Below are 12,420 nucleotides of genomic sequence, written 5' to 3' on the forward strand. Positions count from 1 at the left end.
GCGGCTTAACCTTTCCTGATCAGCTTGTGGTTGGCGGCCTGCGCCACCGGCCGGATGACGATCTGGTCCAGGTTGACGTGGTGCGGAACCGTGACGGCGTAGCGGACAACGTCGGCAACGTCCTCTGCGGTCAGCGGCTTCTCAACGCCCTGGTAGACCTTGTCCGCCGCCTGCGCGTCGCCCAAGCGGTTCAGCGCGAATTCCTCGGTCTGCACCAGGCCCGGCGCCACCTCGATGACGCGGACATTGTTCTCCACCTCTTCAAGCCGGAGCGCGTTGGTCATGGCGTGCTGGGCGAACTTCGCGGCGTTGTAGCCGCCGCCGCCCTCGTAGGCATCCAGCCCGGCGGTGGACGTGAGGTTCAGGACTGTTCCTTCGCCGGTGGCGCGCAGCATGGGCAGGAAGGCGCGGGTGAGCTTCATGGTGCCCAGGACATTGACCTGGTACATCCATTCCCAGTCAGCCGTACTGGCGTCACCAATCCTGTCGGCGCCGCGGGCGCCACCGGCGATGTTGATCAGCGTGTCGATGCCGCCGGCTTCGGTGACCCGCGCCAGGAGCCGGGACACGTCGTCGTCCTCTGCAATGTCAGCTGGAAGCGCGACGGCGCCCGTTTCGCTTTCGAGGGACGCGAGGCGTTCGGCGCGGCGCGCCACGGCGAAGACCGTCCATCCGTCGGCGCGCAGCGCACGTACTGCTGCTTCACCAATTCCGCTGCTCGCGCCGGTCACAAGTGCTGCCTTTTTCTGCAAGTCCTTCGTCATGGCACCACCCTAACGGGATCAGCCGGCAGGACGTCCCCGGAGGTAATCGAGCAGGACGAGGGCATGGTTCGCTTCGGTGTTGCGGGCGGCGTAGAGCAGGGTGACCCTGGGGTGCCCGGCGGCCAGCTCCAGCAGCGTCTCCACCGCGGGATTTGAATCCAGTTCCAACCGGTAGCGTTCGCTGAAATCGGCGAACCGCCCGGGGCGGTGGTTGAAGTCCTTGCGCAGCCCTGCGGACGGGGCCACGTCCTTGAGCCAGAGGTCGATGGCCGCGTCCTCCCTGGGCATCCCCCGCGGCCAGAGCCAGTCCACCAGCACCCGGCAGCCGTCGTCGTCCGCCGGTGGATCGTAGATGCGCTTGATGCCAAAAGTGCGGTGCCGTTGGACCATACGCCGCATGCTACCCGCCTTCACATCCGGCGGGGCGGCACGGGTTGGGTGGGATGGAAGCAGGCATGAAAGAATTGCCTAATGGCTGAAGACACGCAGGGTACAGACACGCCCACCACCGCCCCCATCAACGTTCCGGACAAGCCGGCCCTCGAAGGCCTCGAAACAGCGCTCACCCAGCGCTGGCTGGCCGAGGGAACCTACAAGTTCAACCCCGACACCACGCGGGAGCAGGTCTACTCGATCGACACTCCCCCGCCCACCGCGTCGGGATCCCTGCATGTAGGCCACATGTTCTCCTTCACCCAGACGGACGTCCAGGCGCGCTACATGCGCATGACCGGCAAGAACGTCTTCTACCCCATGGGCTGGGACGACAACGGCCTTCCCACCGAACGCCGCGTCCAGAACTACTACGGCGTCCGCTGCGATCCCGCCATTCCCTACAACGCCGATTACCGGCCGCCCGCCCAGCCGGCAAAGAACCAGCGCGATTTCGACGTCGTCTCACGCCAAAACTTCATCGAGCTCTGCGAGGAACTGGCTGTTGAGGACGAGAAGGTCTTCGAAAACCTGTTCCAGACCCTGGGCCTGTCCGTCGACTGGGACCTGACCTACCGCACCATCGACGACACCTCCCGCGCTGTATCCCAGCGCGCCTTCCTGGCCAACCTGGCCGCCGGCGACGCCTACATGGCCGAGGCGCCCACGCTGTGGGACGTCACGTTCCGCACCGCGGTGGCGCAGGCTGAGCTCGAGGACCGCGAGGTTCCCGGCGCCTACTACCGGTACCCCTTCTTCACAGAAGACGGGGACAAGGTCTTCATCGAGACCACGCGCCCCGAACTGCTGGCCGCATGCGCCGCGCTGGTGGCAAACCCCGACGACGAGCGGTACCAGCCGTTGTTCGGCAAGACCGTGAAGTCCCCGCTGTTCGACGTCAAGCTCGAGGTCAAAGCGCACCCGCTGGCCAAGGCTGACAAGGGCTCCGGCATCGCCATGGTCTGCACCTTCGGCGACCTGACCGACGTCACCTGGTGGCGTGAACTCCAGCTTCCCACCCGCGCCATCATGGGCCGCGACGGCCGCATCATCGGCGAGACCCCGGAATGGATCACCAGCGACGCCGGCAAGGAAGCGTACGCCGCGATCGCAGGCAAGACTGCCTTCTCCGCCAAGGAAGCCGTGGTGGAACTGCTCAAGGAAGCCGACCTGCTGGACGGGGAGCCCAAGAAGATCACCCACCCGGTAAACTTCTTCGAGAAGGGCGACAAGCCCCTGGAAGTGGTCACCTCCCGCCAGTGGTACATCCGCAACGGCGGCCGCGACGAGGACCGCCGCGAACGCCTGATCGGCCGGGGCAAGGAGATCGACTTCCACCCGACCTTCATGCGCTCCCGCTACGAAAACTGGATCGCCGGCCTGAACGGTGACTGGCTGGTCTCCCGCCAGCGGTTCTTCGGCGTGCCCATTCCCGTCTGGTACCCGCTCGACGCGGAGGGCAACCCGGACTACGACAATCCCATCCTGCCCTCCGACGCGATGCTGCCCGTGGATCCCGCAGCGGACGCTGCCCCCGGATTCGAGGAGGCACGGCGCGACCAGCCCAACGGCTTCACTGGTGACGCCGACGTCCTGGACACCTGGGCCACTTCCTCGCTGACCCCGCAGATCGTGGGCGGATGGAGCCGTGACGAGGACCTCTTCGCCAAGGTCTACCCGTTCGACCTCCGCCCCCAGGGCCACGACATCATCCGGACCTGGCTCTTCTCCTCGGTGGTGCGCGCCGACGCCCTGCAGGACTGCGCCCCGTGGAAGCACGCGGCCATCTCAGGCTGGATTCTGGACCCGGACCGGAAGAAGATGTCCAAGTCCAAGGGCAACGTGGTGGTCCCCACCGATGTGCTGAACGAGTACGGTTCGGACGCGGTCCGCTACTGGGCCGCTTCGGCACGCCTCGGCGCCGACACCGCCTACGAGATCGCGCAGATGAAGATCGGCCGCCGCCTGGCCATCAAGCTGCTCAATGCCTCCAAGTTCGTGCTGAACCTGGGCGCCACCGAGAACTCGGTGCTCGGCGGCGACCTCTCCGCCCTCACCAACTCCTTGGACCGGGCGCTGCTGGCCCAGCTCGCCGACGTCGTGGCCCAGTCCACCAAGGCGTTCGACAACTACGACTACGCCCGTGCCCTGCAGCTTACGGAGACGTTCTTCTGGCAGTTCACGGACGACTACGTGGAGCTGATCAAGGACCGCGCCTACGGAGCGGCCGGCGAAGCCGAACAGGCATCCGTGCTGGCTGCCCTGGCCACCACCCTGGACACCCTGCTGCGGCTCTTTGCGCCGTTCCTGCCGTTCGCCACCGAGGAAGTCTGGAGCTGGTGGCGCAACGGGTCGGTGCACCGGGCCGCTTGGCCGGCTGCGCTGGAGATCCCGGGCGGGGACACCACCATGCTGGCAACCGTGGGCGTGGCCCTCAGCGGTGTCCGCAAGGCCAAGTCCGAGGCGAAGGTCAAGCAGCGCACGGAGGTTCTGTCCGCAACCATCACGGCCCCGGAGGCACTGACAGCGCAGCTGCAGGCAGGGCTGGCTGACTTGAAGGCGGCGTCCAACGCGCGCGAGATCACGCTGGTGGTGGGTGACGGGGACCTGTCGGTGACCGATGTCGCCCTCGCTCCGAGCGACGAACCCGCCAAGGCCTGACAGCCGTACGGATTCAGCCAAGTCCCATTTCCGGGCAAAGGGGAAGCCCCATCAGCGTTTTGCCGTTGGTGGGGCTTCGACTTTCGGCCATCTTGTGACGTTATCTCGATGGTCTGGCAAGATCCTCTGAACTCCAGGTCTTGCTACACCGTCACTGGTAGCTTGCATTCAACTTTGCCGATGGCTGCGTCAAATTACATATCACTGGATCTTTGGTTCCTGCGTCCCGCTTCTTTCGAAGTGGGTAAGAACCATTGTTCTCCTGCCCCATGGCATGCACAAGGGCCCCGGAGGAACTACACGCTGGTAGTTCTTCCGGGGCCCTTGTGGACTCACCCGCCAAGCGGCGGGTAGGTGATCAGTCGAATTCAGGGCTCTCCGTGCGGCTGCGCTTCAGCTCGAAGAAGTGCGGGTACGCGGCGATGGCCGTGGTGGCGTCCCAGATCCTGCCGGCTTCCTCGCCGCGGGGAATGCGGGTCAGCACGGGCCCGAAGAACGCGGTTCCGTTGAACGCGACCACTGGCGTGCCTACGTCCTGGCCCACGAGCGAGATGCCTTCATCGTGGCTGGCCCGCAGCTGCCGGTCATAGGCATCGGTGGTGGCGGCATCGGCCAGGGAGGCGGGCAGGCCGCACTCAGCCAGGGCCTTGGTGATGACCTGTGTGCGGTCCTTTTCGCCCTGGTTATGGATCAGCGTGCCCATGGCGTCGTAAAGCGGCTTGATGACCTGCGGGCCATGCTCTTCCCTGGCGGCGATGATCACGCGGACCATGCCCCAGGCGTTGTCCATGGACTCCCGGTAGGCGGGCTCCAGGTCGCGTCCCTCATTCAGGACGGCGAGGCTCATGACGTGCCACTCCGTCTCGATATCGCGGACGGCTTCCACCTCACCAATCCAGCGGGAGGTGACCCAGGCGAACGGGCAGAGGGGATCGAACCAGAAGTCGGCTTTGTTCTTTACAGGTGCAGTCACGAAGGTCCTCTCGGTCAGGCAGACTTACGGCGCTTGGCCACGTGCGGAATCATGGTAGGTTCGGCCCCGCGCAGGACCACGTCCTCAGTGATCACCACGCTGGCCACGTCCTCGCGGCTGGGCAGATCGAACATGACGGGAAGCAGCACTTCCTCCAGGATGGCGCGGAGGCCACGGGCGCCGGTGCCGCGCTCCAGGGCCTGGTCGGCGATGGCTTCCAGCGCGGTGTCGTCGAACACCAGCTCCACGCCGTCGATCTGGAACATCTTCTGGTACTGCTTCACCAGCGCGTTCCTGGGCGTGGAGAGGATCTGGATCAGGGCGTCCCGGTCCAGGTTGGACACCGTGGTGATCACCGGGAGGCGGCCAATGAATTCCGGGATCAGGCCGAATTTCAGCAAATCCTCAGGCATGACTTCGCCGTAGGAGTCTATCTTCTTGCTGGCCTCGTTCAGTGGCGCGCCGAAGCCGATGCCCTTGCGGCCGGAGCGGGAGCCGATGATCTCTTCGAGGCCTGCGAAAGCCCCGGCCACGATGAACAGTACGTTCGTGGTGTCGATCTGAATGAATTCCTGGTGCGGGTGCTTTCGTCCGCCCTGGGGCGGGACGGAGGCAACGGTGCCCTCCAGGATTTTCAGGAGCGCCTGCTGCACTCCTTCGCCGGAAACGTCACGGGTGATGGAGGGGTTCTCGCTCTTGCGGGAGATCTTGTCGATCTCATCGATATAGATGATGCCCTGTTCGGCCTTCTTGACGTCATAGTCAGCGGCCTGGATGAGTTTGAGGAGGATGTTCTCCACGTCCTCGCCCACATAGCCGGCCTCGGTCAGGGCGGTGGCGTCCGCGACGGCGAACGGCACGTTCAGGCGCCGGGCAAGTGTCTGTGCCAGGTAGGTCTTGCCGCAGCCGGTGGGGCCGATAAGGAGGATGTTCGACTTGGCGATTTCGACGTCGTCGTGGTGCGCGCCGTCCCCCAGGCTCCCGGACTTGGGTGCGTGGCCCGCCTGGATCCGCTTGTAGTGGTTATAGACCGCGACGGCGAGGGAGCGTTTAGCGGGCTCCTGCCCGATGACGTATTCCTGCAGGAAGTCGAAGATCTCACGCGGCTTGGGCAGTTCAAAGCTGCCGAGGTCTGCGACCTCCGCGAGCTCCTCTTCGATGATTTCGTTGCACAACTCGATGCACTCATCACAGATGTAGACACCGGGCCCGGCAATGAGCTTGCGCACCTGCTTCTGGCTCTTTCCACAGAAAGAGCACTTCAGCAGATCCGTGCTCTCGCCAATCCGAGCCATATGTGAACCCCTTAGTATCCTGCTGCCAGGCAGCCCTGCACCGTTGCTGAAATCGTTGACCGGCCCCAGTGAGCCGGTTTGTGACAACATCCACTCTAGGTCACATTCGCCCTCAAGGGTGGAAAGAAAAGGCCGGTGCGGCCAAATGAACTGGGCCGCACCGGCTTTGGGTACTGCTACCTCGTGATTGCCTGGGGCTTGATCTTGCGTGAATCAAGCACCTGGTCGATCAGGCCGTAGGCCTGTGCCTCTTCGGCGGTAAGGATCTTGTCGCGCTCAATATCGTTGTTGACCTGCTCCGACGTGCGGCCGGAGTGATGGGCCAGCGTGTCCTCGAGCCAGGACCGCATGCGCATGACCTCGGCCGCCTGGATCTCCAGGTCGGAGGCCTGGCCGCCCTGGCCGCCGGACAATGCCGGCTGGTGGATCAGGACGCGGGCGTTGGGCAGTGCCAGGCGCTTGCCCGGAGTACCGGCGGCCAGCAGGACAGCAGCGGCGCTGGCGGCCTGGCCCAGGCAGACGGTCTGGATTTCGGGACGGATGTACTGCATGGTGTCGTAGATCGCCGTCATGGCCGTGAACGACCCGCCCGGGGAGTTGATGTAGAGGGTGATGTCGCGGTCCGGGTCGGTGGACTCAAGGACCAGCAGCTGGGCCATGATGTCGTCGGCCGAGGCGTCGTCAACCTGCACTCCGAGGAAGATGATGCGGTCCTCGAACAGCTTGGTGTACGGGTCCTGGCGCTTGAAGCCGTAGGGCGTGCGCTCCTCGAACTGCGGCAGGACGTAGCGGCTGGACGGAAGATTGCCGGCGGACCACCCGAAGTTGTAGTTCATTGTCTTTGCTCCTGATCGAAGTGTTCTGGTTGCCGGTTAGTTCTGGGAGGCTGAGTCGCCGGACGATCCGTTGGACGTTCCGCCGCCGCCGGACACAGAGCCGGCGTGTGCGGCAATCTTGTCGAAGAAGCCGTATTCGAGGGCCTCTGTAGCGGTGAACCACTTGTCGCGGTCGTTGTCCTTGAGGATGGTCTCAACAGACTGGCCGGTCTGTTCCGCCGTCAGTTCCGCCATGACCTTCTTCATGTGCAGGATGAGCTCGGCCTGGATCTTGATGTCCGAGGCCGTGCCGCCGATGCCGCCGGAGGGCTGGTGCATCAGGACGCGGGCGTTGGGCGTGGCGTACCGCTTGCCCTTGGTGCCCGAAGAAAGCAGGAACTGGCCCATGGAAGCGGCCAGGCCGGTGGCGACGGTTACGACGTCGTTGGGAATGAACTGCATGGTGTCATAGATGGCCATGCCCGCGGTGACGGATCCGCCGGGCGAGTTGATGTAGAGGTAGATGTCCTTTTCCGGGTTCTCGGCCGAAAGCAGGAGCAGCTGCGAGCAGATCGCGTTGGCGTTGTCATCACGCACCTCCGAGCCCAGCCAGATGATCCGCTCCTTGAGAAGGCGGTTGTAAATGTAGTTGTCCTGGGCTGCAGGATCGACGGTCGCCATCCGGGGGGCCTCTGAGTGCTGTGACATGTTTACTTACCTCTCACTGGTGACGGTGACATCACTGAAAATCACTACTTGGACACTAACCGGTTTCCCCGGCGTTTTGTTCGCGCACCGACGGCTGTTCGCTGACGGCGCACGATCGCCGAATCCCCACCGTGCGGTTTCTGGTCCAACGCGAACGGCCCCCGGATCGGAAGGATCCGGGGGCCGCCACTGCGGGTGTTAAGGACTAGGCCTTGGCCTCTGCCGTGGCGTCCTCAGCCTCGACAACCTCGGCCTCGGGGGCTTCGGTCGCGTCAGCGTCGGCTGCCTCTGCAGCGGGGGCTTCCTCGCCGCCGGGGCGGACGAAGTCGCTGAGGTCAACAGCGTTTCCCTCGGTGTCGGTCACCGTGGCCTGGCCCAGGACAACAGCCAGTGCCTTGCGGCGGCGGACCTCAGAAACCATCATGGGGACCTGGCCGCTCTGGTCGATGATCTGGGCGAACTGGTTGGGGTCCATGCCGTACTGGCTGGCGGTGGTGACGATGTAGTCGATCAGCTCGTTCTGGCTGACGTTGACTTCTTCCTTTTCGGCGATGGCGTCAAGGATGATCTCGTTCTGGAAGGCGCGGGCCGTGTTGGCGCGGACCTCTTCGCGGTGCTCCTCGGTGTCGTGCTCGCCGTCTCCGTGGCCGTTGCCCTCCTGGAAGTGGGCTTCGAGCTGCTCTTCGACCACCGAGTCCGGAACGGGAACCTCAACCATTTCAACCAGCTTGTCCAGGACCTTGTCGCGGGCCTCAACGCCCTGCTCCACGATCTTGGAGTCGGCGGCCTGCTTGGCCAGGTCCTCGCGGAGTTCGGCGAGGGTGTCGAATTCGGAGGCGAGCTGGGCGAAGTCATCGTTCGCCTCGGGCAGTTCGCGCTCCTTGACGGCCTTCACCACAACCTTGACCTGGGCGGCTTCGCCGGCGTGGTCGCCGCCAACCAGGGTGGTGTCGAAGATGGCGTCCTCGTCGGCGCTGAGGCCGGTCACGGCCTCGTCCATGCCTTCAAGCATGGTGCCGGCGCCAACCTGGTAGGACAGGCCGGCAGCGGAGTCCACTTCCTCGCCGTCGATCGTGGCGGTGATATCGATGGTGAGGAAGTCACCGTCGGCTGCCGGACGGTCCACGGACTTCAGCGTGCCGAAGCGGCCGCGCAGTTCGTCCAGGGCCTTGTCCACGTCGGCTTCGGAGGATTCCGCAGCCGCAACCTGGACCTCGATGCCGGCGTAGTCCGGGAGCTCGATCTCGGGACGGACGTCAACCTCAGCGGCGAACTTCAGGCCGCCGTCGGTCGCGGAGGGATCGGGAACCTCGGTGATCTCAACCTCGGGGCGGCTGAGGGGGCGGATGCCCGACTCCTGCACGGCGGCCTGGTACCAGCCGTTGAGGCCGTCATTGATGGCCGTCTCCAGGACGTAGCCGCGGCCGACGCGCTGGTCGATGAGCTTGGCAGGAACCTTGCCCTTGCGGAAGCCGGGAACCTGGATCTGCGACGCAACAGTCTTGTAGGCCGAGTCGATGCTGGGCTTCAGTTCCTCAAAGGGGACCTCAACATTGAGCTTGACCCGCGTGGGGGTGAGGTTCTCGACAGCGCTCTTCACGGTCTAAGTACTCCTGGGTTGTGGGATTGGTTTCTGCTAACGCAATGGATCTCCAGGCCTACCGGACCTGGTCACGCAGAGTCGGGGTGACAGGATTTGAACCTGCGACTTCCTGCTCCCAAAGCAGGCGCTCTAGCCAAGCTGAGCTACACCCCGTAAGTGCACAGGCAAGTCTACGGTGATACGCGCCGCGAATGCACATTTGACACGTAGGCCATGGATTAGGTTTAGTTGTATCCGGCTTGAACAGCCAGCCCGGAGTTTCCGCGAAAAACGGATCTTCCTTCGGGGACGTAGCTTAATGGTAAAGCCTCAGTCTTCCAAACTGATTACGCGGGTTCGATTCCCGTCGTCCCCTCCATAGAGAACAAGAAGGCCCCTCCACGGAGGGGCCTTTTCGTGTTCAGGCAGGAGCCGTCGTGGGGCGCTTTGGCAGCGCCAGGGCAAGAATGTACGACGGCGGGCGGCGTGTCCGTGTCGAAGTGCCCCGTTTCCGCGTGCATGAAGGAGATTGGCTAGTCCCGCGGCTGTTGGCAGTACGGGCACCAGTAGAGGTTCCGCCCGGCCAGGTCGGCGATGAGCACGATGGTGCGGCACACCCTGCAGGGCAGGCCGTGCCGTTTGTAGACGAAGTGGGCGTCATCCCGGCCGGGGAAGTGGGCGCTTTTGGCCGGCACCGGCGCCCCGGCTGCGGCGGCCTTGGCCGCGGTGGTGCCATCGAGGGCCCAGTATTTCGGTGGCGTGGTGATGATGCGGCCGTCCGCCACGCCGTCGCCCATAACGGCAACAATGTCGCGCCACAGCTTCCGGGCGTCGCTGTCCGGGAGTGACGTTCCGGGCAGCCAGGGGTCCAGCCGACGGCGGAACAGGACTTCCGCGCGGTAGACGTTCCCGACGCCGGCAATCACCTTCTGGTCCATCAGCAGGGCGGCCAGCGGCGTCTTCCGCGCCTGGACGTTGGCAGCAAAGCGGCCCGCGTCGCCGCGGAGGTTGCGCAGCGGATCAGGTCCCAGCCGCGCAAGCACGGCTCCGGCTTCTGCCGCAGTGATGGTTTCGCAGGTAGTGGCCCCCCGAAGATCTGCCCAGCCGTGGCTCCCGGCGAGCCGGACCCGCACGGCCCCGACGGGCGCCGGCGGGCCCGCGTAAGGCGCGCCCCCGCCGTCGTCCCCGTCAGCGAAGGCCTCCTGCTCGCCGACGCGCCGCGGCGCACCAATGCTGGAGGCCCCGGTGAAGGTGCTGTCGCCGCCGAAGCTCCAGGCGCCGTACAGGCCAAGGTGGACGTGCAGCACCAACGCGTTGTCGAAATGCAGGAACAGGTGCTTTCCGTGCGCCTCGGCACCGAGCAGGGTATGCCCGTCCAGCAGCGCCGCTCCCCCGCTGAACCTGCCCTGGGGGCTGGAAACGGCAAGCGTGTCACCCGCGAAGACGTCGCCGAACTGGCGCGCGAGCCTGCGGACGGAATGGCCCTCAGGCACTACTCGATGACCTCGCCGGTTGCCTCGTAGGCCGCAATCTTGCCGATCCTGCGCACATGGCGCTCGTCATTGCTGAACGGCTCGGACAGGAACGCCTCGATCAGCTCGGTGGCTTCTTCCACCGTGTGCTGGCGTCCGCCAACAGCCACCACGTTGGCATCGTTGTGTTCACGGGCCAGTGTGGCGGTGGAAAGGTTCCACGCGAGGGCTGCGCGGACGCCCTTGACCTTGTTGGCCGCGATCTGCTCACCGTTGCCCGAACCGCCCAGCACGATGCCAAGGGCGTGGACACCCGCCTGCTGGTCTGCGACCACGGCGAGGGCAGCGTTGATGCAGAAGGAAGGGTAGTCGTCCTGGGCGTCGTACACCTTGGGCCCGTGGTCCACCACCTCGTATCCCTTGCCGGTCAGGTGGGACACCAGATGGGCGCTGAGCTCCATGCCTGCGTGGTCGGTGGCGATGTGGACCCGCGGGAAGGCAGGGGAAGAAGTCACGTGCAAAGTCCGTTCGGTTGTGGGAGCTGGCGGCCCGCCGTGTGGAGGCCGGAACAACACCGATAAGGATACTAGGAGCAGCCCCGGTCAGGACTCCGGAAGCCCTGCGGCAGGTGGAGTATTCCCGCCGCCCCGGGCCCGGGCGGCCACCCGGGTGAGGACTTCGGCCAGGCGCGCGGCGGAGTCCCGGCTGCCGCCGCTGACGGCCAGGCGCTGGCCGTCGGTCTTGCTCACGACGACGGCGGGGCCGCTGCTGACCAGCATGGCGGCGGTCCCGCGGTGGTGCCGGTAGCCCCACCCGCCATAGTCCGCGGCCCGCACTTCCGCGGCGCTGGCATCCGAAATGGCACCAGCCGGCACATCCATGACGGGGACTACTCCGGCCAGCAGGACCTTCAGCCCGCGCCGGTCCGCCCGGATCCGGGCGAAGAGGAACGCGGCCCCGACGAGGGCCAGGACCACCAGCAGGATCCCCAGCCACGGCACCGCCAAGGCGATGAGGACCGCCGGGAACAGGGAGGCAATGGCGATCATGACAAAGACCGAACTCCTGGCGTGGACCCAGAGCCGGATACTGTCCCGGGCAAGGTCGGGATCGAGTTCCCTGGTGATGGCGGCCTGCAGCGCCCGGTCGTCGTCCGGCGACCATTGCCGGTCGGCCTTGTAGACCATGGCCATGGCGACGCCCAGCGACACGGCCGCGCCGCTGCCGAGGGCGAGGACTGTCATGTCCACGTGGGACTGCCGGGCGTCGTCCAGCCCGGTTTGGCCGATCAGCCCTGCGGCAAGGGCGGAGGTAATGAACAGGCTCAGGAACAGCCCGGCCCCCATCATGATCCTGCGCATCATCACCGGCCTGCCCAGCGGGACGGCCTGCAGCAGGACCAGCCAGCCCGCGAGCACAATGAATGCGGCGCCGACGCCCACGTAGGCGCCGAAGGGCGCGAGGTTGGCACCGCCGTCGTCCGTCCACTGGATGGCGAGCGGCTCCGGAAGGTCCGGGCGCAGCAGCGACGCGCAGTAGACGAAGGCGGCGGCCAGGACGAGGGGGAACCCGACGGCGAAGCGCAGGGCCTTGGTATCCACCGAATCCAGCAGCTTTCCCATGTATTTAACGCTACCCCTGCGGCCGCCCGGCCAACCGTCCTGAGGGCAACGGAGGCGGCTGTGAGCTGCGCAACTTGCCAAGGATCCCAAGGATGA

The 12,420-nt window shown here is 65.4% G+C and carries 11 protein-coding genes and 2 tRNA genes; 2 read left to right on the plus strand and 11 right to left on the minus strand.

Annotation, left to right across the window (positions count from 1 at the left end; translation table 11 throughout):
• Positions 1-5: 5 nt before the first annotated feature.
• On the minus strand, positions 6-764 hold the full coding sequence (locus ACR65K_RS06615; RefSeq protein ID WP_440151868.1) for an SDR family oxidoreductase: 759 nt from the start codon (positions 762-764) through the stop codon (positions 6-8).
• Positions 765-782: 18 nt separating this feature from the next.
• Positions 783-1,163: a DUF488 domain-containing protein gene (locus ACR65K_RS06620; RefSeq protein ID WP_440151869.1), complete on the minus strand. Its 381-nt coding sequence runs from the start codon at positions 1,161-1,163 to the stop codon at positions 783-785.
• A 72-nt stretch (positions 1,164-1,235) separates the two neighbouring features.
• On the opposite strand from ACR65K_RS06620, the gene valS reads away from it, so the two are divergent.
• On the plus strand, positions 1,236-3,857 hold the full coding sequence (gene valS, locus ACR65K_RS06625; RefSeq protein WP_440151871.1) for a valine--tRNA ligase: 2,622 nt from the start codon (positions 1,236-1,238) through the stop codon (positions 3,855-3,857).
• Between the two features lie 358 nt (positions 3,858-4,215).
• Here valS and ACR65K_RS06630 read toward each other — a convergent pair whose 3' ends face one another.
• From ACR65K_RS06630 to ACR65K_RS06655, 6 genes are all read right to left on the minus strand, one after another.
• Positions 4,216-4,830: a mycothiol-dependent nitroreductase Rv2466c family protein gene (locus ACR65K_RS06630; protein ID WP_056336243.1), complete on the minus strand. Its 615-nt coding sequence runs from the start codon at positions 4,828-4,830 to the stop codon at positions 4,216-4,218.
• 14 nt (positions 4,831-4,844) lie between these two features.
• On the minus strand, positions 4,845-6,125 hold the full coding sequence (gene clpX / locus ACR65K_RS06635; RefSeq protein WP_056336242.1) for an ATP-dependent Clp protease ATP-binding subunit ClpX: 1,281 nt from the start codon (positions 6,123-6,125) through the stop codon (positions 4,845-4,847).
• Positions 6,126-6,301: 176 nt separating this feature from the next.
• On the minus strand, positions 6,302-6,961 hold the full coding sequence (locus tag ACR65K_RS06640) for an ATP-dependent Clp protease proteolytic subunit (protein WP_018769476.1): 660 nt from the start codon (positions 6,959-6,961) through the stop codon (positions 6,302-6,304).
• Positions 6,962-6,997: 36 nt separating this feature from the next.
• Positions 6,998-7,621 (minus strand): ATP-dependent Clp protease proteolytic subunit, encoded by a 624-nt coding sequence (locus ACR65K_RS06645; RefSeq protein ID WP_056336241.1) that lies wholly within the window; start codon positions 7,619-7,621, stop codon positions 6,998-7,000.
• A 232-nt stretch (positions 7,622-7,853) separates the two neighbouring features.
• Positions 7,854-9,248: a trigger factor gene (tig, locus tag ACR65K_RS06650; protein ID WP_440151872.1), complete on the minus strand. Its 1,395-nt coding sequence runs from the start codon at positions 9,246-9,248 to the stop codon at positions 7,854-7,856.
• An 81-nt stretch (positions 9,249-9,329) separates the two neighbouring features.
• A tRNA-Pro gene (locus ACR65K_RS06655) sits at positions 9,330-9,404 on the minus strand.
• 131 nt (positions 9,405-9,535) lie between these two features.
• On the opposite strand from ACR65K_RS06655, the gene ACR65K_RS06660 reads away from it, so the two are divergent.
• Positions 9,536-9,609: transfer RNA gene (locus ACR65K_RS06660), tRNA-Gly, on the plus strand.
• Positions 9,610-9,763: 154 nt separating this feature from the next.
• On the opposite strand, the gene ACR65K_RS06665 is transcribed toward ACR65K_RS06660, so the two are convergent.
• From ACR65K_RS06665 to ACR65K_RS06675, 3 genes are all read right to left on the minus strand, one after another.
• Entirely contained in the window at positions 9,764-10,723 is a 960-nt protein-coding gene (locus ACR65K_RS06665; RefSeq protein WP_056336237.1) for an Fpg/Nei family DNA glycosylase, read from the minus strand.
• Positions 10,723-11,217 carry a ribose-5-phosphate isomerase gene (locus tag ACR65K_RS06670; protein ID WP_056336236.1) on the minus strand — a complete coding sequence of 165 codons (495 nt, stop codon included), beginning with the start codon at positions 11,215-11,217 and terminating at the stop codon, positions 10,723-10,725. The genes ACR65K_RS06665 and ACR65K_RS06670 overlap by 1 nt, the downstream gene beginning before the upstream one ends.
• 87 nt (positions 11,218-11,304) lie before the next feature.
• Entirely contained in the window at positions 11,305-12,324 is a 1,020-nt protein-coding gene (locus ACR65K_RS06675; RefSeq protein WP_440151873.1) for a hypothetical protein, read from the minus strand.
• Between the last annotated feature and the right edge of the window lie 96 nt (positions 12,325-12,420).

The organism is Arthrobacter sp. SAFR-179, from assembly GCF_059414945.1.